Source organism: Intestinimonas sp. HCP28S3_D6 (assembly GCF_052065695.1).
Classification (GTDB): domain Bacteria; phylum Bacillota; class Clostridia; order Oscillospirales; family Oscillospiraceae; genus Intestinimonas.
On the sequence record NZ_JBQHTM010000007.1, the window covers coordinates 51,156 to 73,477 of the forward strand.

The 22,322-nt window shown below is 61.6% G+C and carries 15 protein-coding genes; 6 read left to right on the forward strand and 9 right to left on the reverse strand.

Annotated elements, in window-relative coordinates; translation table 11 throughout:
- Genes nrdG through ACTNBK_RS04150 form a run of 3 tightly spaced genes read right to left on the reverse strand, consistent with a single transcriptional unit; the run spans position 1 to position 4,118 of the window.
- The gene (nrdG, locus tag ACTNBK_RS04140) at positions 1-528 is read right to left on the reverse strand and encodes an anaerobic ribonucleoside-triphosphate reductase activating protein (protein WP_441143871.1); all 528 of its coding nucleotides are present in this window, start codon (positions 526-528) and stop codon (positions 1-3) included.
- A gap of 52 nt (positions 529-580) precedes the next feature.
- The gene (locus ACTNBK_RS04145; protein ID WP_441143873.1) at positions 581-1,783 is read right to left on the reverse strand and encodes a class I SAM-dependent rRNA methyltransferase; all 1,203 of its coding nucleotides are present in this window, start codon (positions 1,781-1,783) and stop codon (positions 581-583) included.
- 13 nt (positions 1,784-1,796) lie between these two features.
- The gene (locus ACTNBK_RS04150) at positions 1,797-4,118 is read right to left on the reverse strand and encodes an anaerobic ribonucleoside triphosphate reductase (protein WP_441143875.1); all 2,322 of its coding nucleotides are present in this window, start codon (positions 4,116-4,118) and stop codon (positions 1,797-1,799) included.
- Between the two features lie 432 nt (positions 4,119-4,550).
- Between ACTNBK_RS04150 and ACTNBK_RS04155 the strand changes: the two genes are divergently transcribed.
- A complete protein-coding gene (locus tag ACTNBK_RS04155; RefSeq protein ID WP_441143877.1) occupies positions 4,551-5,600 on the forward strand; it encodes an LCP family protein in 1,050 nt (349 codons plus the stop codon).
- A 69-nt stretch (positions 5,601-5,669) separates the two neighbouring features.
- Here ACTNBK_RS04155 and cysK read toward each other — a convergent pair whose 3' ends face one another.
- The 5 genes from cysK to ACTNBK_RS04180 form a co-directional block, all read right to left on the reverse strand.
- On the reverse strand, positions 5,670-6,590 hold the full coding sequence (cysK, locus tag ACTNBK_RS04160) for a cysteine synthase A (protein WP_441143879.1): 921 nt from the start codon (positions 6,588-6,590) through the stop codon (positions 5,670-5,672).
- A 116-nt stretch (positions 6,591-6,706) separates the two neighbouring features.
- Complete coding sequence (locus ACTNBK_RS04165; RefSeq protein ID WP_441143881.1) at positions 6,707-7,606, reverse strand: MetQ/NlpA family ABC transporter substrate-binding protein; 900 nt, start codon at positions 7,604-7,606, stop codon at positions 6,707-6,709.
- A gap of 436 nt (positions 7,607-8,042) precedes the next feature.
- Positions 8,043-8,825: a methionine ABC transporter permease gene (locus ACTNBK_RS04170; RefSeq protein WP_441143883.1), complete on the reverse strand. Its 783-nt coding sequence runs from the start codon at positions 8,823-8,825 to the stop codon at positions 8,043-8,045.
- Complete coding sequence (locus ACTNBK_RS04175; protein ID WP_441143885.1) at positions 8,818-9,846, reverse strand: methionine ABC transporter ATP-binding protein; 1,029 nt, start codon at positions 9,844-9,846, stop codon at positions 8,818-8,820. The genes ACTNBK_RS04170 and ACTNBK_RS04175 overlap by 8 nt, the downstream gene beginning before the upstream one ends.
- An 83-nt stretch (positions 9,847-9,929) precedes the next feature.
- A complete protein-coding gene (locus tag ACTNBK_RS04180) occupies positions 9,930-10,358 on the reverse strand; it encodes an RrF2 family transcriptional regulator (RefSeq protein ID WP_294515662.1) in 429 nt (142 codons plus the stop codon).
- A 242-nt stretch (positions 10,359-10,600) separates the two neighbouring features.
- Here ACTNBK_RS04180 and ACTNBK_RS04185 point away from each other — a divergent pair, with 242 nt between their 5' ends.
- Positions 10,601-11,602 carry a hypothetical protein gene (locus ACTNBK_RS04185; protein ID WP_441143888.1) on the forward strand — a complete coding sequence of 334 codons (1,002 nt, stop codon included), beginning with the start codon at positions 10,601-10,603 and terminating at the stop codon, positions 11,600-11,602.
- Positions 11,603-11,703: 101 nt separating this feature from the next.
- On the opposite strand, the gene ACTNBK_RS04190 is transcribed toward ACTNBK_RS04185, so the two are convergent.
- Positions 11,704-15,489 (reverse strand): S-layer homology domain-containing protein, encoded by a 3,786-nt coding sequence (locus ACTNBK_RS04190; RefSeq protein WP_441143890.1) that lies wholly within the window; start codon positions 15,487-15,489, stop codon positions 11,704-11,706.
- Positions 15,490-16,123: 634 nt separating this feature from the next.
- On the opposite strand from ACTNBK_RS04190, the gene ACTNBK_RS04195 reads away from it, so the two are divergent.
- Genes ACTNBK_RS04195 through ACTNBK_RS04210 form a run of 4 tightly spaced genes read left to right on the forward strand, consistent with a single transcriptional unit; the run spans position 16,124 to position 22,214 of the window.
- A complete protein-coding gene (locus ACTNBK_RS04195) occupies positions 16,124-17,833 on the forward strand; it encodes an efflux RND transporter periplasmic adaptor subunit (RefSeq protein WP_441143892.1) in 1,710 nt (569 codons plus the stop codon).
- Positions 17,834-17,843: 10 nt separating this feature from the next.
- Positions 17,844-18,539 carry an ABC transporter ATP-binding protein gene (locus tag ACTNBK_RS04200; RefSeq protein WP_441143894.1) on the forward strand — a complete coding sequence of 232 codons (696 nt, stop codon included), beginning with the start codon at positions 17,844-17,846 and terminating at the stop codon, positions 18,537-18,539.
- The gene (locus ACTNBK_RS04205; RefSeq protein WP_441143896.1) at positions 18,536-19,813 is read left to right on the forward strand and encodes an ABC transporter permease; all 1,278 of its coding nucleotides are present in this window, start codon (positions 18,536-18,538) and stop codon (positions 19,811-19,813) included. Before ACTNBK_RS04200 ends, ACTNBK_RS04205 begins: the two co-directional genes overlap by 4 nt.
- Positions 19,814-19,847: 34 nt before the next feature.
- Positions 19,848-22,214, forward strand: a complete 2,367-nt coding sequence (locus ACTNBK_RS04210) for an S-layer homology domain-containing protein (RefSeq protein ID WP_441143898.1) — start codon at positions 19,848-19,850, stop codon at positions 22,212-22,214.
- The last annotated feature ends 108 nt before the right edge of the window (positions 22,215-22,322 follow it).

Sequence of the window (22,322 nt, forward strand, 5' to 3'; positions counted from 1 at the left end):
TCACGACTCCGGGACGGTAAAGTGGGCCAGAGGGTCGGGGCGGCTCCACAGCACCACGCGGCCAGCCACCCGGCTCTTTTTTACATCGATGAGCCGCTGGTTGGCGCTGCCCCGGAACAGGGCCTCGTAGGACTTCTCCGAGAGCAGGAAGGGACCGTCCACCAGCACATCGGTCTGCTCCAGCAGGGCCAGGGCCCCGGGCAGGTCCCCCTCCAGCAGTCTCTCATAAGTATACCCCGTATAGGTCCACACGTTCAAGCCCCTTTCCCGGGCCAGCCGGGCCAGGGCGGCGCAGTCCTCCGCCTGGAGGAAGGGCTCCCCGCCGGAGAGAGTGAGGCCGTCGGTGAGGGGATTGCCCGCCATCCGCCGGGCAAGCTCGGCCACGGTCACCTCCCGGCCCCCGGCGGGGTCGTGGGTGTCCGGGTTGTGGCAGCCAGGACAGTGGTGGGGACAGCCCTGGGTGAAGACGGTGAACCGCAGACCGGGGCCGTCCACGATGGAGTCGGATACCGTATTGGCGATGCGCATGACAAAAACCTGCCTTCTTTGAAAAAACGGGCTGCAAAGCAGCCCGTTTTGTTTATTGATCGTCCACCACCTGGAAGATGTAGAACTTCAGGTAGAGGGACTGGTCGGCGCCCCACAGCACCGGATGGTCGGGGGACTGGGTGCGGTACTCCACCTGCCGCAGACGGCGGCGGGCGTCACGGGCGGCCTCCCCGATGGTTTTCGTAAACAGCTCCGGGGTCATGAAGTGGGAGCAGGAGCAGGTGGCCAGATAGCCGCCGTTCTTCACCAGTTTGATGCCCCGCAGATTGATCTCCCGGTAGCCGGTCACCGCCTTCTTCACCGAGGAGCGGGATTTGGTGAAGGCGGGCGGGTCCAGGATCACCAGGTCAAACCGCTCCCCCTGCTTCTCCAGCGCGGGCAGCAGCTCGAACACGTCGTGGCACTCGAACCGGACCCGGTCGCTCATGCCGTTGAGCCCGGCGTTGCGGGTGGCCTGATCCACCCCCAGCTGGGAGGCGTCCACCCCCAGCACCTCCCGGGCGCCGCCCTTGGCGGCGTTGAGGGCGAAGGCCCCGGTGTGGGTAAAGCAGTCCAGCACCTTCCCGCCCTTGGCCAGGGGCTGGATGGCCAGACGGTTGTACTTCTGGTCCAGGAAGAAGCCGGTTTTCTGGCCGTCGGCCACGTCCACTTGGTAGCGGACCCCGTTCTCCACGATCTCCACCATGGGGTCGAAGGGCTCGGAGAGAAAGCCCTTCACCCGCTCCATGCCTTCCTTCAGACGCACCTTGGCGTCGCTGCGCTCGTAGATGCCCCGGATGGCGATGCCGTCCTCGGCCAGGACCTTCACCAGGAGGTCCAGAATGGTCTTTTTCAGCCGGTCGATGCCCAGGGCCAGGGACTCCACCACCAGCACATCAGAGAACTTGTCCACCACCAGGCCGGGGAGGAAGTCAGCCTCCCCAAAGATCACCCGGCAGGAGGAGGTGTCCACCGTATCCTTCCGGTAGGCCCAGGCCGCCCGGACCCGGGACTCCAGAAAAGCCTCGTCGATAACGGTGCCCGGCTTCCGGGACAGGACCCGCACGGCGATGGTGGAGGCCCGGTTGAGAAAGCCTACACCCAGCGGATAGCCGTTGTAGTCCTCGATGGCCACCACGTCTCCGTCGGCGGGGTCCCCTAAAATCTCACCGATCTCGTTGTCATAGATCCAGGGACCGCCGGCCTTGAAGGACCGGCCCTCCCCCCGCCGCAGGCGGATGCTCGCTTCTTTCATCTCTTCCATCCCCTTACACGCTGTGCTTGACCCGGTCGTGCTCCTCCGCTCGCTTGGCGTTGTTGAACCGGTCCAGGGTACCCACCAGATAGCCGGTGATGCGGCGGATGCGCTCAAAAGGCACCCCGTCGGCCTCGGTGCGGCCGCAGCCGGGGCACTGGTCCCCGATGATGCCGGAGAAGCCGCACACCGGGTCCCGGTCCACCGGGTGGTTTACGCTGCCGTAGCCGATGCCGCTCTCCTTCATGCAGCGGATGACCTTCTCAAAGGCCTCCAGGTTGTCGGTGGGGTCGCCGTCCATCTCGATGTAGCTGATGTGGCCGGCGTTGGTGAGGGCGTGATAGGGGGCCTCAATCTTGATTTTGTCGTAGGCGGAGATGGGATAATACACCGGCACGTGGAAGGAGTTGGTGTAGTACTCCCGGTCGGTGACTCCCTCAATGACGCCGTACTTCTCCTTGTCGATGCGGACAAACCGGCCGGAGAGGCCCTCCGCCGGGGTGGCCAGCAGGGAGAAGTTGAGTCCCCGCTTTTCGCTCTCGGCGTCCATCCGGGCACGCATATGCCCCACGATCTCCAGACCCAGCACCCGGGCCTTCTCGCTCTCGCCGTGGTGGGCGCCGATGAGGGCTTTCAGGGTCTCGGCCAGACCGATGAAGCCCACGGACAGGGTGCCGTGCTTCAGGACCTCCCGGACCTCGTCGGACCAGTCCAGCTTGTCACTGTCCAGCCATACCCCCTGACCCATGAGGAAGGGGGAGTTGTAGACATGCTTCCGGCACTGGATCTCAAAGCGCTCCAGCAACTGGTCCACGCACAGGTCCATCATCCGGTCCAGGGACTCGAAGAAGGTGTTCAGGTCCCCCTTGGCCTTGATGGCCAGCCGGGGCAGGTTGACGGTGGTAAAGGACAGGTTGCCCCGGCCGTTGCAGATCTCCCGCTCGGGGTCATACACGTTGCCGATGACCCGGGTGCGGCAGCCCATATAGGCGATCTCGGTCTCGGGGTGGCCGGGCTTGTAATATTGCAGGTTGAAGGGGGCGTCGATAAAGGAGAAGTTGGGGAAGAGCCGCTTGGCCGAACACCGGATGGCCAGCTGGAAGAGGTCGTAGTTGGGCTCCCCGGGGTTGTAGTTGACCCCCTCCTTCACACGGAAGATCTGGATGGGGAAAATGGGCGTCTCGCCGCCGCCCAGTCCCGCCTCGGTGGTGAGGAGGATGTTCTTCATCACCAGCCGACCCTCGGGGGAGGTGTCCATGCCGTAGTTGATGGAGGAGAAGGGGGTTTGGGCGCCGGCACGGGAGTGCATGGTGTTCAGGTTGTGGATGAGGGCCTCCATGGCCTGATAGGTGGCCCGGTCGGTCTCCTTCTCCGCCCGCTGCTGGGCGAAGGCCTGGGCCCTGGCCACCGTGGCCTCGTCCCCGAACTCCGGCACCAGTGCGGAGCGCTCGGCGGCAAAATAGGCCTCATTCCCGCTGAGGGTGGGGCACAGGCCGGTATCGGCCTCGATCCGGGCCATGATCCCCTTCAGGGCCTGCTCCGGGTCGGCGTCGTCGGCCAGAAGAGTGAGGGCCCGAGCCAGGTTCTGGCGGTATACCCGCTTAAACGTCTTGCGCACACCGTCGGCCATGCCGTAGTCGAAGTTCACGATGGACTGGCCCCCGTGCTGGTCGTTCTGGTTGGACTGGATGGCGATGCAGGCCAGGGCGGCGTAGGAGGAGATGTCGTTGGGCTCCCGCAGGGTGCCGTGACCGGTGGAGAAGCCCCCCTTGAAGAGCTTCTGGATGTCGATCTGGCAGCAGGTGGTGGTGAGGGTGAGGAAATCCAGGTCGTGGATGTGAATGTCACCCTCCCGGTGGGCCTTGGCGTGCTCCGGGTTCAGGACAAACATATCATAGAACTGCTTGGCGCCCTCGGAGCCGAACTTGAGCATGCTGCCCATGGCGGTATCGCCGTCGATGTTGGCGTTCTCACGCTTGATGTCGGAGTCCTTGGCCGCCGAGAAGGTGATGTCCTCATACACCTTCATGAGCCGGGTGTTCATCTCCCGGGCCTTGCTCCGCTCGTTCCGGTAGAGAATGTAGGCCTTGGCCGTCTGGACATAGCCGTTGTCCATGAGCACCCGCTCCACCAGGTCCTGGATGTGCTCCACGTCGGGCTGGGGCTCCCCCTCCAGCTCCAGAATGGACACCACCTCGTCGGCCAGGCGGAGGGCCGTCTCCCCGTAGCCCGGCTTATAGGTGGCGTCAAAGGCCTTGGTGATGGCGCCGGCGATCTTCCCCTCGTCAAAGGGGGCGATGCGGCCGTCCCGCTTTCGGATGCTGGTCATGGTCATTTCTTTGCGCTCCTCCTTCGTGCTTCCATGGAAAGAGCCCTCCGGAGAGGGCCCGTTTATTTGGTATTATGTAAATGCAACTACATACTATATATTGTGGTTTTCTTTTGCGGCGGTGAATCTATGATACTCTATCTGCCTGCCACCGTCAAGGAGAACCCATGCCGAATTTCCCCCTGTATTTTTAGGTAACTTGCCAGTAGACGCCGGAACGGCCAAAGAGCTCCCGCCGGATATGCCTGGATTTGCAACTGCTCCGTCAGAGCGCTCTACCGTCCTCTGCTCCGGTAAGGAAAGGTCTTGGTGGGGTAATGCCTGCCTGTCAAGGGATTTTTTGAAAAATACGGGGATCGTCGAAAACTTTTGCTTGCCTGTCCACGTCAAAATCAGTATACTGATAGTCGTTGACATAATCGAGAGGTTGGATGTGCGTTGGCAAAGCGGCTGATCAAAAAGAAAAAGAAACGGCGAGGCTCTCCCCTGGGGCGGATGTTTCGCACCCTCTACCGGACGGTAGTGGTCCTCTCCGCTCTCATCGTGGTATTCTTCTGTGCCTACAAGGCTCTGGTGAAGCCCCCCGAACAGGCGGCGCCCCCCACCGCAGCAGTGCCCCAGCCCACCGCCGTGACCGATGACCCGGATACCGAGGAGGACGAGAGCGCCCTCCCCACTCCTACGCCGTTGGTACGCAAAGAGGGCTTTTACACCTTCCTGCTGGCGGCCACCGACGAGGGTGGCGGCAACACCGACACCATCATGGTGGTGGCCTATGACACGTCCAACCAGAAGATGGGGGTGGTCTCCATCCCCCGGGACACACTGGTGGACCGGAAGATCCCCAAGATCAACAGCGTCTACGCCTCTGACGGCATTGACGGGCTCAAGGACGTGGTCTCCGACCTCATCGGCATCCCCATCGACCACTATGTGACGGTGAACCTCAACGGCTTCCAACGGCTGGTCAACGCCGTGGGCGGCGTGGACTTCTATGTCCCCTGCGACATGAACTACGACGACCCCACCGCCAATCCCCCCCTCTCCATCCACTACAAGGAGGGCATGACCCACCTGGACGGCCAGGAGGCCATGGAGGTGGTCCGGTTCCGCCACAACAACGACGGCAGCGGCTACACCGATGTGGGCCGCTCCCAGACTCAACAGAAGCTCCTCATCGCCGTGGGCAAAAAGGTGCTGGCAAATCCGGGCAAGATTGCCGACTACGTGGACATTTTCCTCAAAAACGTCAAGACCGATCTCTCCGCCACCGACATCATCTGGCTGGCCACCCAGGCCGCCGGCCTGGACCTGGACAACGGCGTCTCCACCGCCACCTTACCAGGCAACGGTACCGTCCGCTACCGGGGTACCTCCTGGTGCTATCAGCTGGAGCGGGAGGAGTGTCTGGAGATCTTCAATACCATGCTCAATCCCTACACCACCGAGATCACCATGGACATGACCAACATGCTCCAGGCATCGTAAGCAGAACAAAGGCGCTCCGGACGGCAGTCCGGAGCGCCTTTCAGCGTGTCAAAAACCTTAGTTTTAATCTTACCCCTTCTGGAAGAGGGCGGTAGAGAGATAACGCTCACCGGTGTCGGGCAGGACGGTGACGATGGTCTTGCCGGCAAATTCCGGCTGGGCGGCCAGGGACTTGGCGGCCCAGGCTGCGGCGCCGGAGGAGATACCCACCAGCAGTCCCTCAGCCTCTGCCAGGGCCCGGCCGGCGGCCATGGCCTCGTCTCCGGGAACGGTCACCACCCGGTCCACCACCGAGCGGTCCAGGGTGCCGGGCACAAAGCCGGCGCCGATGCCCTGGATCTTGTGGGGGCCCGGCTTGCCGCCGGAGAGGACGGGGGATTCGGCAGGCTCTACCGCCACCACCTGAATGGCGGGGTTCTGCTCCTTCAGGTACCGGCCGGCACCGGTGATGGTGCCGCCGGAACCCACCCCGGCCACCAGCACGTCCACCTTGCCTTCCGTGTCCCGCCAGATCTCAGGGCCGGTGGCTTCATAGTGGGCCTTGGCGTTGGCCGGGTTGTTGAACTGGTCGGGCATCCAGGCCCCGGGCAGGGTCTCCAGCAGCTCATTGGCCTTGGCAATGGCGCCCCCCATGCCCTTGGCCCCCTCGGTGAGGACCAGTTCGGCCCCCAGGGCGGCCAGAAGGCTCCGCCGCTCCTGGCTCATGGTCTCCGGCATGGTGAGGACCACCCGGTAGCCCAGGATGCGGCCGATGTAGCTCAGGCCCACACCCGTGTTGCCGCTGGTGGGCTCCACGATGGTAGCGCCGGGCTTGAGTACCCCACGCTCCTCCGCGTCCCGGATCATGTAGAGGGCGGCCCGGTCCTTGGCCGAGGACAAGGGGTTGAAGGACTCCAGCTTGGCCAGCACCTTGGCGCCGGGGGCGTACCGCTCCAGGGCCAGGAGCGGGGTGTTTCCAATGAGGTCCAGAATGGAATGGGCAATACGCATGGAATATGCCTCCTAAGTTTTTTTCTCAGTCTATCACAAAAATCCGATTAATTCAATAGGAATTAAGGAAAAATAAGAAACCCGCTCCGGTGCTCGAAGCGGGTTTCTGAGGTTCTTTAGAACACGGCGACCACAGCGCCGTCGTAGGTCTGGTCGATGAAGTCCTTGACCTCCTGGCTGCACAGGGCCTTGGCCAGAGCCTGAATGGCGGGATCGTCCAGACGGTCCTCCTTCACGGCCAGCACGTTCACGTAGGCGGTGGCGGCGGTGCCGTCGGCGGCCTCGATGGCCAGAGCGTCAGACACCTTCAGTCCGGCGTCGATGGCGTAGTTGCCGTTGATGACGGCGATATCCACGTCCTGGAGGGTGGTGGGCAGCAGCTTGGCCTCCAGCTCCACGATCTCATAGTTGTGGGGGTTCTCGGCGATGTCGTCCTTGGTGGGCTCCAGGCCGCAGTCCTCGGTGAGGGTGATGAGGCCCTGCTCCTGGAGGAGCAGCAGGGCGCGGCCCTCGTTGGTGGTGTCGTTGGGCACGGCGATCTGGGCGCCGTCCTGGAGCTCATCCAGGCTGGCGGTCTTGCCGGCGTAGATGCCGAAGGGCTCGTAGTGGACCGCGGCGGCGCTGGCCAGGTGGGTGCCATACTCCACGTTGAAGTTGTTCATGTAGGTGATGTGCTGGAAGTAGTTGGCGTCCAGGGAGCCGTCCTCCACGGCCTGGTTGGGCAGGATGTAGTCGTCAAACTCCACGATCTCCAGGGTGATGCCCTGCTCGGCCAGCAGGTCCTTCACCACCTCCAGGATCTCAGCGTGGGGGGCGGGGGAGGCGCCCACCTTCAGGGTGGTGCCGGACAGGTCGGTGGTGGCAGTCTCAGTGGGGGCAGCGCTCTCGGTGGGCCCAATCCAATCCCCGTTGGCGGTGGAGGTGGGGGTGGGAGTGGCAGTGGTGCCGCCGGAGCAGCCGGCCAGCAGGCCCACAGTCAGGGCGCCGGACAGGAGCAGAGAGGCAAATTTCTTCATGGTTCATTCTCCTTTTTGTTTTTGATCTTTCCCAGTTCGGAGCACAAAAAAACGCCCTTGAATCAAATTCAAGGACGAAAGCCAACGCTTCGTGGTACCACCTTGCTTCACCTCTGCCTCACGACAGGGGCCTTATGGAGTACAAGCATACTCCTGCGCGCTTACGGGCGCACCCGTCACGACCTATGCGTTCCCGCAGTCAGCCGCACCGCTCCAAGGCCATCTTCAACAGGACCTTCCGTACCCGTTCCCACCATACCGGGCTCTCTGCAACGTATCTTCCCGCCTACTCTCCTCTTCTTCGCGTTTGAGGGGCGTTATTCAGTTCCGCTTGGGTTGCACCTAGTTTACAACCTGAAGGAGCTCCTGTCAAGCGGGTATTATGCACCAAAAAGAGGGCCGGACAAACCGATGTGTTTGTCCGGCCCATAGAATTTTACATGCCGTCTGGGATGCGGCGGTCCTGTTTAATCTTTTTCATGGCTACCTTGCGGCCACGCTTTTTGCCTCCCTTGTCGGAGAGACGGCGGTCCAGTCCCACGGCCAGACGGGTGCCAATGGTCTGGAAGATCTGGACCAGGATCACCAGCAGGATGACGGCGCCCCAGAGCACGATGTTCTGGTGGCGGGTATAGCCCCGGTTCAGGGCCATGGCGCCCAGACCGCCGCCGCCGATGGCGCCGGACATGGCGCCGTAGCTGAGGATGGTGACGAAGGCGGTGGCAAATCCGGTGAGAAGAGAGGGGACGCACTCGGGCAGGATGACCTTGGTGATGATCTGGAAGGGGGAGCAGCCCATGGACTGGGCGGCCTCGATGATGCCCCGGTCCATCTCACGGATGGAGGCCTCTACCAGACGGGCCACAAAGGGGAAGGCGGCGATGAACAGCGGGACGATGGTGGCCTTGGTGCCGATGGAGGTGCCCAAAAGGACACGGGAGAGGGGGAATACCACCACCATCAGGATGAGGAAGGGCACCGAGCGCAGCAGGTTGACCACCACGTTGAGCACGGTCATCAGAGTCTTGGGTAGGGGCAGCACGCCGCCCTCCTCGCCCACCACCAGCAGCACGCCCAGGGGCAGGCCGATGATATAGGCAAAGATGGTGGCCAGCACGGTGGAATAGAGGGTCTCCCAGATGGCAAAGGGCACGTTGCTGATGAGGTACTGAACCTCTTCAGCCGCGTCAGGGCCCAGAAGAGCGAGAAATTCAGCCATGGTAGTCGCGCACCTCCTCCACCGTCACATCTTTTTGCGCTTTTAAGTAATTCATAGCCTTGGCGGCCTCGTTTTGGTCCTCGGGCAGGCCCAGCAGCATGGTGCCGAAGGCCTGGCCATTCACGTTCCGGGTATCGGCGCCCAGGATGTTCACCTTCACGCCGCAGTCGATGGCCAGAGAGGCGATCAGGGGCTCGTAGGAGGAGCCACCGTTGAAGGCGATGCGGACCACACCCGCCGGGGGCAGCTGGTCGATCTGGACGCCTTCCGGATAGACCAGCCGACGGCCGGCCTCGGTCTTGGGATTGGAAAAGACCTCCGCCACGGAGCCGGTCTCCACCATGTGGCCGTGCTCCAGAATGGCCACGTGGGTACAGATCTCCTCCACCACCGCCATCTCGTGGGTGATGACCACCACGGTGATGCCCAGGCGGCGGTTGATGTCCTGGATGAGCCGCAGGATGCTGCGGGTGGTGGTGGGGTCCAGGGCGGAGGTGGCCTCGTCACAGAGCAGGATCTTGGGGTTGGAGGCCAGAGCACGGGCGATGGCAATGCGCTGCTTCTGGCCGCCGGAGAGCTGGGAGGGATAGGCGTCCGCCTTGTCAGGCAGACCCACGGTGTCCAGCAGCTCCCGGGCCCGCTCCCGGGCCTTGGCCTTGCTCACTCCGGCGATCTCCATGGGAAAACAGATGTTGTCCAGGCAGGTGCGCTGCATGAGCAGGTTGAACTGTTGAAAGATCATGCTGATGCCCCGGCGGGCCTTCCGCAGCTGGGCGGGGGACAGGGTACACAGATCCACCGCCTTGCCGCTCTCATCCAGCAGGCCGTCAATGAGGACCTGGCCCGTGGTGGGCCGCTCCAGCAGGTTGATGCACCGGACCAGGGTGGACTTGCCCGCACCGGACATGCCCACGATGCCAAAAATATCCCCCGTGGGGATGGTGAGATCCACGTCGGTCAGGGCCTGAAATTCTCCGTCGGCGGTGGGAAAGATCTTGGAAATGTGTTTGAGCTCAATCACGGGATGGATTCCTCCCTACTTTCTCTCTTTCACACGGACACAAAGGGTATTGTATGCCCACAGGTCATGGCCTGTCAAGCCGTTCAGCCCTCCCGGTCCGCCTTCCTGCGCTGGCGTGCCACCAGGTCGGCCAGGGTGATGTGGTCCACCACACCGGTCACCGCCTGCTGGATCTCCCGCCACACCTCCATGGTGACGCACTGGTCGGCACGGCAGCAGCACTCGCTGCCGTCCACACAGCTCACCGGGGCGAGGCTGCCCTCCAGAGGCCGGAGGATCTCCCCTACCGTGTATTCCGCCGGATCGCGGGTCAAGAGATAGCCGCCCCCGGCGCCGCGGACACTGCGAACCAGTCCGGCCCGGGAGAGGGGGGTGACGATCTGCTCCAAATATTTATCGGAAATATCCTGCCGCTGGGCCACGTCCCGGAGCGGAACGGGGACGCCGGGGTCTGACAGCGCCAGATCCAGCATCAGCCGCAGGGCGTAACGGCCCTTTGTGGAAATTTTCATGGGAACCTTCCTCGCTCATTTTTTTGCAGTCTGCAAGTATGTGTTCCTATAATACCACAGGAATAGTATGTTTTCAAGTGCGGCGCCAGATTTTGCTGCCTTTGCCAGACGGAGCCGGGTAAAAATCCGACCTGAGACCGGAAAAACGGGCCCAGCGGGACGTCAGGGCAGGGTATGGCCCGGGGATGGAAAGGGCATGCAACTTTGAAGTGCGGGGCGTACAAGGGTGAGGAGGGATGCAAATGGCAAGCGGATATACCGCGAATTATGGGCTGTGCCAGTGGCAACCAGAGGACAAGTTTTTACGGGAGGAGTTCAATGAGGACAACGCCAGGACAGATGCGGCCATCGCCGCGGCAGAGGCAAAAGGAAGTCAGGCCCTTGCCGGGCTGGAGCCTTTGAGCCAGAACGTTTATAGCCTGATCCTGCGGGATTACTACGAGAAGCTGGAGACCGGCTGGAAGAAAGCCCTGCTCTTTGACGGGTTCCTGGACAACAGCCGCATCCAGAGTCTCACCGGCGGGCTGACGCTGGGCGACAAGCGGCTGAGTCTTCAGGGCGTTGGGATGGGCAATGTGGAGCTGGGGCTCAGCGGCGGCGCGGGCGGCCACATCGAAGAGACACAGACCATCACCGCCACCGGCAGCGGTACTCTGACTGGTTTTACCTTTGAGGTATACAGTGAGCTGCTCTTTACCTCGGAGGTGGTATCCAGCTATACGCTGACGGTCAATGGAGCGGTGGCGGCAACCGGAAGGGCGACCATCCCCAGCATCGGTTCCCAGGCCACCATGACAAAGAGCTTCAGCTTTTCTCCCCAGCCTGTACTGAAAAAGGGAGATACCTTTTCCCTCAAGCTGCAGGCCAACGGCTCCGGCTATCACTATACACTGGACAGCGGGCTCTGCCTGGGCGGTACCTTCCGGGTCAGCTCCAGCAGCGGCACCGAGGGCCGCATGACCTCCAGGGCGGAGGAGCTGCCCGCGGCCGCCAGGGTGCTGGGCTGGGTGCGGCACAGCGGCGGCATCGTGGGTCTCTCCCTGCAAGACAGCGGCGGCACAGAACACGCCCTTACAGTGGAGGCATCCCGGGACAGCGTCACGGTGCTGGGCGAGAACTGCCGGGAGACCTCCTTCCAGCTGACGAAGGATCTGGCCGCCGGGGCCTGGTCGGTGCTGCTGGACCTGGAGCTGGGGGAGGACAGCGAGGCCCACGTCTTTGATTACGGAGTCGCCTGGGTGTAGCCCACAGGAAAAATTGATATATGAGGAAACCCCCGCCCGGGCCGAATGGCCCGGGCGGGGGTTCTCTTTATCAGACGATACCCTTATCTAAAAGGAACGCATTACGCATCCTTCAGGAAGTTGGTGCCGTTGAAGGTGTAGGTGCCGTTGGAGGTGTCAGCGCTGATGGTAGCGCCAACAGCGGTATCGGCATCGGTGTACAGGGTGTTGGCGGGGATGGTAATATTATCATCACCGGCAGTGAAGTTGACAATCACTTTGCCGTCAATATCGCCGGTCAGCTTAGTGACAGTCAGCGCATTGCTGGCAGCACCATCCAGGGTCAGCACGCCGTTGTTCAGCACATGGATCTCAGCGAAGGTAGCGGCAGAACCAGGAGTGATGGTAGCAGCGCCGCCCAGGGTCAGCTTGCCGTCCAGAGAGGCGGCAATGGCAGTGGTAATGCCGTCCTCAACAGTGAGCGCAGCGCCGCTGGCCACAGTGCCGATCTCCTTGGCAGTGCCCTTGACGGTAACAGTACCCTTGGACACACCAGCAACCTTGGTGGTCACATTGCCGTTCACGGTGATGGTGCCGTTGTTGTCGGTGATGGTGGCCACGTCGCCGGTGACGGTGATGGTACCGTTGTTGTCGGTGATGGTGGTCACCTTGCCATCCACGGAGATGGTGCCGGCGTTAGAGGCGGCGATGGTGCCCACATCGCCGGTGACAGCGATGGTGCCGTCAGCAGTGTTGGCAGAGATGGTGGTCACACCGGCCTTGGCGGTAATGGAGCCGCTGTTGGTGGTAATGGTGGTCACAGCCTTGCCAACGGTCAGGCTGGCGCCCTTGGCCACATTATCAATGGTAGCCACGGTGCCGTCGATCTTGGTGGTGCCCTTGTTGACGGTCACGGAACCGGAAGCATTGCCCTTCACGGTGACATCGCCGTTGGCGACCACGCCAGCAATATCGCCGCCCACGGTCAGGGTCTTGCCGGCGGTGGTGGTGATGACACCAGTGGTAACATTGCCGGCCACGGTCACGTTGCCAGCCACAGTGTTGCCGCCAGCATCCAGCACCAGGTTGCCGCCCACCTGGACGTCACCGATAATGCTTTCGCCAGCCTTGGCAGTGTAGTTGCCGGTCACAATGACGGTGCCGGAGTTGGCCAGAGACTGAGCAGAGCAGTTCAGGTTACCGTTGATGACCAGAGTCTTGCCGGCAGGAATGCTCAGGCCAGCAGCAGCAGTGTTGGTCCAGTCACCAGCCAGGATGACATTGCCCTCCTTCAGGGCCTTGTTGATGTCGGCGTAGTTGTCATAAGCGGTCATAGCGGTACCGGTGATGGTGCTGCCGTCCACGACGATGGAGTCGCTGCCGGTGTTGGTGCCGGCGTCGGCCAGCTTGGTGACGACCACCATGGCCATCTCATCATCGTTCTTCACCAGGACCTGGACCTCGTCACCCTTGTTGATGTTGCCGCTGAGGGCAGCCTTGGGGGTAGCGGAGGTGTCGTGGTTATCCACCACAACGGTGCTGCTCAGCATCTTGTACTCATTGCCGTTGGCCAGGACGATGGTGGAACCGTAGGCGTGAGTTACCTTGCCGGAGTCATAGAACTTCTCGCTGGTGACAGGAGTCAGCTCATAGTAGCCGTCGCTGTTCACGGTGTAGGTGTACAGGGTGTCGGCCTTGACGCTGCTGTTGGCGTCGACCTTGACCTGCTTGGTCTCGGTCTCACCGTTCAGGATGACGTTGGCCAGGGTGTAGTCGCTGGAGACGCTGCCCACGCTGTAGACCAGCATGTGGTCGCCAACGGAGGTCTTGCCCACCACGCCCTTGAAGACAACGGACACCACGGTGCCGACGTTGTTCTTGTAGACGACGGTGGAGGTGGAGCTGGTGATGCTGGGGGCGTTGTCGCGGCCGGTGTAGACGGTCACGTCGCCGGCAGCGTTCACATAGTAGAACACGGTGCTGTTGGTGGCGTACTCAGTCTTGCCGGAGAAGGAGATAGTGCTCTTGCCCTTCTCAAAGGTGGCGGAGCCGCCGGAGACGGTGGTCTTGGCATCGGTCAGCTTGATCTCGGTGCCGTTGTTGGCCAGAGAGTAAGCGTACACAGTGCCGTCGACAATAGCGGAGAGCTTCACGGAGCTCTTGTCGCTGAGGGTGTAGGTCTTGGTGGTGCCGTCGGGCAGAGCAACCTTCACGCGGCTGTCAACGGTGACAACGGCGTTGTCATGACCGATCACATAGGCGTAATTGTAAGCGGAAGCCTCGACCTGGCCGCGGGCGATGATGTAGCCCTGCTTATCCAGGTAGAAGGTGGCCTCGGTGTCCAGGGCAGCCTTGTCGGAACCGGTGAACAGATTCTTGGCGGGGGCGACCTCGTCAGCGGCAACGGTCACAGCGGAGACAGCGGAGACGTTGTAGCTGGTGCCGTCCACGGTCAGGCTGGTGGTCAGAGTGCCCTTGCTGTTGTTCTTGTAGGCCTCGAGGGTACCGGTGACGGTCTCAGCCTTCTCGACGTACAGCTTGCCGCCGATGTAAGCAGCCAGCACATAGTCGTCCTTGGCCACGTCGTCAAAGCCAACAACGTCGGCCTTGTCGTCAGCGGCAAAGAAGCCGGAGGCGAGAGTGACGGTGATATCGCCATCATCGCTGGTGGTGTAGCGGGTGACCTTACCGAACTCATAGGTGTTCATCAGCACGTAGTCGATGTCGCCATCGTCGTTGGTGTCGATGAGCAGCTTCTCAACACCGGAGATGCCGTCGGCATCCCGAACAGCGCTGGTCAGGCTGGTCAGAGAAGCGTAGTTGTAGGCGACCTTGGCGTTGGCGTCAAAGCTCAGATCATTGTCGTCAGCCACGTCCTTGATGGAATCGCTGGAGTAGTCGGCGACCACCTTGTTGTCGGAAGAGGTGATGGCGGAGCCCAGGACCTCAGCCTTGGAAGCGTTGGCGTTCTTCTTCACGTACACAACCACAGTGCGGCCCAGATCTTCCAGCTCAGTGGAGATGGAGAAGCGGGTCTCGCCGTCCTTGAAGTACTGCTGATCCTCATAGTTGGTGACCACGATGTCGCTCTTGCCGGCATCCAGAGCAGAGCCGATCACGCCGGAGGCGTAGTCAGTATTGGTGCTCTTGGAAGACAGGGTGGCGTACTCGTTGGCGACCACAACGCCCTCGACCTTCACAGCGTTGAACTTGTCCTCGAGGAGGGTCTTGGTGTTGTTGTCAATGAGGGTGGGGCTGGAGCTGATGGTGGAACCATCGGTGACCAGGGTGTAGTCATAGCTGACCACGCCGGCATCCAGAGCGTTGTAGACCATCTGAGCGGCGGAGTCACGGGTCAGGCCCTCGTCCACGGAGATGCTCAGGTCGGAGTACAGGCCCTTCTGGTTGGCGCGGACATTCACGCCAATGGCCCAGTTGGCGCCGGTGAAGCCCTCGACCTCGGACTTGTAGCCCATGGCGACGAGGAGCATCTTGGCGGCCTCAGAACCGGTCACGGTGGCGTTGGGGTTGAACTTGCCAGCGCCGTCGCCGGCCACGATGCCCAGCTGAGTGCAGTACTCAATGTAGCCGGAAGCCCAGTGGCCCACGGTGTCGGTGTAGCTGTTGGTGACGGTGGTGCCCAGGCTGGGATCCTTGCCGCCGTTCAGCACGACGCAGATCATCTTAGCCATCTCGGCACGGGTCACGATACCGGTGGGATCGTAGGTGCCGTCGTCCTTGCCGTTGATGACGCCCAGCTCGACGAGCATCTGAACGGCTTCCTGGTTGACGATCTTATCCTTGTCGGAGAAGTCGTCATAGCTCGCAGCGCCGGCGCCAACGACCATCATGGAGACGACCATGACGGAAGCCAGAGCCAGGCTGAGAGCCCGCTTGAGGTTTCTCATTCGGAATTCCTCCTTCTAAAATTTGGGGTTTTAGGGGTCAAACGCCTGAAAATACGAACTTTTTCGCATACTACGGGCGTATAACTCCCCTCACCTCTGGAGTCATGATACCCCATCACCCCCCCTCCCGTCAAGGGGATGGAGGGTTTTGTAACACAACCGTAAAATAGCGTTACAGAGGGTCTCATGGCCTCTTTCAACCCTTAGACGGCGGCTTTTTCAAAAGGTCCCCCTCTTTTTCAGGGAAAATTTCCGCTGCCGGCTCCAAAATGCACGGCTCCTCACAATATTCCGCAGCCTGTGGAAAAGTTGTACGCCGCCGTGCAACCACGGCGCAAATTTGTGAGGGGTGCGGCGTAGGAACATGGGACGGGAGAGGGGTTATCCACAGCGTTTGCGAAAAGGAAAGCGCCCCTACCTCTCCCCGCCTTATAAAATAGGTGTAAGCGCGGCGTGGAAATTTTTTCTCTTTGCGTGTAACTTTTTCCCCCTGTCAATCGTCTTATAGGGTGACCGCTACGCCACCCGGCGGGAGGTTTTCAGAAAACCTTAAGAATTTGTCATCTGTTTGTAATTACGCCCGTCCCGATGCGTGATACAATGGAAGGGACAGTAAATCAGGAGGGAAGACACAATGGCTGAAATGACCCAGCAGGCCGCCGCGCCTACCCAGACCCCCGCCCCCCCCCAGAAGCCCCAGAAATCCAAGGAGCAGCTCCAGAAACAGAGAAAACGGATCAAGAGCATTATTGCCGCCGTCATCATCCTCGCCGCCCTCGGCGTGGGCGGCTTCTTCCTCTACCGCTTCCTCACCGCCCAGAACAGCGCCGAGAGCCAGATCCAGTCCCAGGTGGCTGAGATCTCCTCCATCCAGAGCACCGTCCAGGGCTCCGGCAACGCCAAGGCCAAGGAGTCCGCCGCCATCGCCCTGACCCAGGGCGGCACCGTCCAGGAGGTCTTTGTGGCCGCCGGCGACACCGTCACCAAGGGCCAGCCACTCTACACCATCCGCAGCCAGGCCGCCGAGGATGAGGTCACCACCGCCCAGGAGAAGGTCACCAACCTCCAGAAGGACATGGCCGACCTCATCAAGAAGGCCAACAACCTTACCGTCCGTGCCCCCTTCGCCGGCAAGCTGGTAGAGGTCAGCGAGTTCCAGACCGACCAGAAGGTCACCGAGGGCGCCGCCGTGTGCACCCTGGCCAACGACAAGAAGCTCAAGCTCTCCCTCTACTTCAGCTACGCCTACGAAAATGACATTTCCGTGGGTCAGGCCGCGGAGGTCTCCATCCCCGCCGTCATGGCCTCCTTCCCCGGTACCGTGGAAAAGATCAACAAGGTGAGCTATATCTCCCCCGAGGGCTCCGTCTATTTTGAGGTGATCGTGGTCTTTGACAACCCCAACACCCTCACCGAGGGCATGACCGCCTCCGCCACCCTCACCGCCGCCGACGGCACCGCCATCTACCCCTACCAGAACGGTACCACCGAGTACTACGAGGTCCGCAAGATCGTCACCGAGTCCCAGGGCCCCGTCCTCTCCCAGAATCTGCTGCGCTACGCCAACGTCAACGCCGGCGACGCTCTCCTGGTCCTGGGCTCTGACACCATCGACTCCGACATCCGCGCCAAGCAGAAGGAGATCGACGACGCCACCACCAAGCTCACTGAGGCCCAGAAGGCCCTGGCCAACTTCAATGCCACCGCCCCCATTGACGGCACCGTCACCTCCTGCACCCTCACCCCCGGCACCGAGGTCAAGAGCGGCGACACCGTCATTACCATCTCCAACAACACCAAGATGGTGGTCCAGATCACCGTGGACGACCGCAACATCTCCTTCGTCCAGCCCGGCATGACCGTGGACCTCACCGACTACAACGGCAACGTCTTTACCGGCACCGTCAGCAGCATTGATATGAGCATCGGCGAGAACAGCTCCAACGGCATGACCAGCTACCCCGTCACCCTGGACGTGGACAACTCCGCCGGCACTCTGTTGGCCGGTATGTGGCTGGATTACTCCTTTGTGGCCAGCCAGTCCGACCAGTGCGTGGTGGTGCCCATGCAGGCCGTGAAGTACGTCTCCGACGCCGAGGGCAAGACCTCCTCTGTGGTCTTCATCCAGGCCGAAGAGAAGCCTGAAAACGCCGTGGAACTGGACATCCCCGAGGTGGAGCCCGGCCAGACTCCCACCTACCCCACCGAGGCCGACGGCTACTATCCCGTCCCCGTCACCACCGGTCTCTCCGACAACTATAACGTGGAGATCAAGGAGGGCCTCCAGGGCGGCGAAACGGTCTTCGTCAACTACTACGTGGACCAGGGCAGTAGCTGGGGTTAAGGTGACCGACATGCTGATCGATATTAAAAACCTCTATAAAATATATAATGAGGGGCAGGAGAGCGAGGTCCGCGCCCTGGACGGCGTGAGCCTCCAGATCGACCGGGGCGAGTTCGTGGCCATTATCGGCCAGTCCGGCTCTGGCAAATCTACCCTCATGAACATCCTGGGCTGCCTGGACATCCCCACCTACGGGGACTACCACCTGGACGGTACCGATGTCACCGAGCTCACCGACAAACAGCTGGCCCACATCCGCAACAAGCAGATCGGCTTCATCTTCCAGGGTTACAACCTGATCCCCGCCCTCAGCGCCCGAGAGAACGTGGAGCTTCCCCTCATCTACCAGGGGGTGGGCATGGGCCAGCGCGCGGAGCGGGCCATGGAGTCCCTGGAGCGGGTGGGCATGGCCGAACGGGCCGACCACAAGCCTTCGGAGATGTCCGGCGGTCAGCAGCAGCGTGTGGCCATCGCCCGGGCCATCGCCGCCCGCCCCCCCATCATCATGGCTGACGAGCCCACCGGCGCCCTGGACTCTAAGACCGGACGCCAGGTGCTGGAGATCCTCCACAGCCTCCACGAGGACGGCTCCACCATCATTCTCATCACCCACGATAACGGCATTGCCGCCACCGCCGAGCGTATCGTCCGTCTCTCCGACGGACACATCATCGCCGACGGCCCCAGAGAGGAGGTAGGGCTATGAATTTCTCCCAGGCCTTCAAAATGGCAGCCAAGTCCATCTCAGCCAACAAGGGCCGGTCTGCCCTCACCATGCTGGGCGTCATCATCGGTCTGGCCGCCGTCATCATCCTGGTGTCCTACGCCCAGGGCCAGAACATGGCCCTGCGGGCCTATTACGAGAGCATGGGCACCAACACCATCACCGTCTCGGCCTACTCTTACCGGGGTGGTGTGGACGTGGCCTCTGCCCTTTACGACTACTGCCTCCAGCTGGATGACCTGGTGCTGGGCGTCTCCCCCACGGGATACGTCTACTCCGACCCCGTCATCAAGTTCGAGTCTAAGACCATTGCCCGCCAGTGGAAGAACCTGGGCGGCGGCGCCATGACCTCCACTGGTGATTTTCCCAACATCGTTCTGGGCAACGACAAATACGGTCTGTGTAGCGACTACAAGATCGCCAAGGGCCGGGACCTCTCCTACCTGGACATCGAAAAGGAAAATCAGGTGTGCGTCCTAGGCTCCGCCGTAGCCGATGAGCTCTTCGGCTTTGCCGACCCGGTGAACAAGACCATCACCATCAACGGCACCCCCTTCCTGGTGGTGGGCGTCTACCAGAGCAAGAGCGCCGGGGTTAATGTGGGCAGCTCCGAGGAGAGCCAATGGATCCAGGACACCATCAACCGCCAGGACTACATGCTCCTCCTGCCCTCCACCATGACCCGGCTCTTCAACAACAACCAACCCATCGAAAACTACATCATTAAGGCCAAGGACGCCGAGTCCCTCAAGGAAGTCTCCACCCTGGTCAACGGCTTCCTGGCCGGCTTCATCAGCAACGACAGCGGCTACTATTATATCGATAACCCCACCAGCTACCAGAACCAGCAGGCTGAAGCCGACAAGCTCCAGCAGCGCTTTCTGGGCGGCATTGCCGCCATCTCCCTGCTGGTGGGCGGCATCGGAATCATGAACATCATGCTGGTCACCGTCACCGAGCGCACCCGGGAGATCGGCATCCGAAAGGCCATAGGCGCCGAGCGCCGGAGCATCATCGTCCAGTTCCTCATCGAGGCCGCCATGATCTGCGGCATTGGCGGCATCTTCGGTATCCTCGTGGGATACCTAGGCACGCTGATCGTGGGCAAGATGAACTTCGACATCATACTGATCCCCAGCGCGGGCATCACCGTGGGGGCCTTCCTCATCTCGGTGGCCCTGGGTATTATCTTTGGGCTCTACCCCGCCGTGAAGGCCAGCGGCCTTCAGCCGGTGGAGGCCCTGCGGGCGGACTGATCCAGCCCATCTCAACTGCAAGGAGAGAAAAGCTATGAGAATCAAACGACTCCTGGCGCTGCTGCTGGCGTGCGCGGCCATCGCGGGCATGCTGGTGCTCCCGTCCTCCGCCGGCGCCGCCTCCACGAGCGCCTTTACCGACATCTATGACACCAACGTGTCCCGGGCCGCCGAGACCCTGCGGCTGCTGGGCATCGTCAGCGGCACCGGCGGCACTGCCTACTCCCCGGACCGGGTGCTTACCCGGGCGGAGTTCTGCAAGCTGGCGGTGGAGCTCATGGGCAACGGCGACAAGGTGGCCGCCCAGATGAACCGCACCGTCTTCCAGGACGTGCCCAGCACCCACTGGGCCCGGGGCTACATCGCGGTGGCCACCCAGGGCACCACCACCGGCTCCGGCGACACCGCCACCACCACCCCCGGCATCATCCGGGGCGACGCCTACGGCAACTTCAACCCCGACCGGGCCATCACCTACGGGGAGGCGGTCACCATTCTGGTGCGCATCCTGGGCTACGGCGACAGCGACGTGGGCATGGTGTGGCCCGACGGCTATCTGGCCAAGGCCAGTGAGCTGGAGATCACCAAGGGCCTGAACCTCACCGCCGACAGCACCATCACCCGGGGGCAGGCGGCCCTGATGATGGAGAACCTGCTCTTCACCAACGGCAAGGACGGCAAGCAGTACCTCACCACCCTGGGCTGCACCATCACCGATGAGACCATCCTCTTCGACGTCGCCGCCACCGCTCCCGACGGCTCCACCGGCGTGAAGGTGTCCCAGGACAAGGTCTACAAGACCGACCACGCCCCCTTCTCCGACGATCTGGTGGGCCGGCGGGCCAAGCTGCTGCTGGACAAGGACGAGAAGATCGTGGATATCCAGCCCTCCACCTCCGGCACGCAGAAGGTTGTCACCATCCAGAGCCTGGATTACAATTCCATAAAGATTTCCGGCGGCTCCAGCGTCTCCATCGAGGAACCCAAGGACACCGTGGTGTGGAAGGACGGCAAGGAGACCAAGTACGAGGAGCTCTACCTCTCCGGCATGGCCGCTGGTACTCAGGCGCTGCTGCAGTATTCCGCAGCCGGTGAGCTGGAATACATCTTCCTGCGCAGCTCGGCAAAATCGGACAGCACCACCCGTGTGGTGAAGAACAAGCCAAACTATTCCGACAACCTGGCCTATACCGTCTACAAGAACGGCATCCTCGCCAAGGGCTCGGACATCTGCCAGTATGACGTCACCACCTTTGACGAGGCCAGCAATGTGATGTACGTCTCGGACGCCCGCATCACCGGCATCTATGAGAACGTCTATCCCAACCGGGAGACCCCGGCCACCATCACCGTGATGGGCCACGAGTTCCCGGTGCTCTCCAGCGCAGCCGCCGACCTGAACACCTTCAAGATCGGCGATACCGTCACCCTGCTGCTCTCCTACAACGGCCAGGTGGCCGGTGCCGTGGAGCCCTCTGTGGCCAAATCCACCGCTGTGGGTACGGTTAAGAGTGTGGATAAGGAGTCTGGCGTGGCAGTGGTGACCTCCATCAACCTGAAGGACGCGAGCGGAAAGGCACTGGAGCTCTCCGGCACCACCTCCTACACCGGCAACCGAGCCGATGAGATGGTGGGCCAGCTGGTCACCGTCTCCTCCGCCTCCAAGGGCCGCCTGAGCCTTTCCAAGCTCACCGGCAGAGGCTCTGACGCTCCCCTGAACGTGGCCGAGAAGCGGATGAACACGGTAAAGCTCTCCGACAACGTGAAGCTCTATGAGCAGGTGGGCCGCAGCGCTCTCACCGAGATCAAGCTGGAAGACATCACCCGTACCACTGTCCCGGCCGATCTGATCACCTACGTCCACAAGGACTACGCCGGAAATGCCGATATCATTGTCTTCAACGATGTCACCGGCGATCGGTACGATTATGGATTCCTTCGCGTGATTCCGAGGGCCAGCGGTGAGGAAGGCGGGCAGACTCTTACCTATGTCACCGTCTCCAATACGCTCCAGCCCAATGGCAGCGCAGAGCTGCTGCTCAATAGCCAGGAGGAGCTGTCCCACATCCGTGCCGGCGGCATCGTGGTTGGCCCCACCCGTGTAGACGGCAAGGTGACCCTGGGCGGCTATGTGGAACTGCTCTCCGCCAAGGTCAAGAGCTCCGCCTTTGACATGGACACCATGACCGTCACCACCAACAGCATGATCATCCCCATCTCCGACCGGGTTATGTGCTACAATGAGGCCACCAAGGAGTGGTTCTCCGTGGGCGAGGGTAAGAACGATGAGGACTATGTCAAGGCCCTCAATCTGGCTCGTGCCTTCTCCGACAACGTTACCATTTACTACGATAAGACCCCTGACCAGGGCGGTAAGATCCGTCTGGTCGTAGTGGGCTGATTCGTTTCCTACTCATGCAAGGCCTCTGGGAGACAACTGTCTTCCAGAGGCCTTTTTTATTCCTGCTACCAAGATGCTACCAAAAAACTACCTCAAACCCTTGGGGCG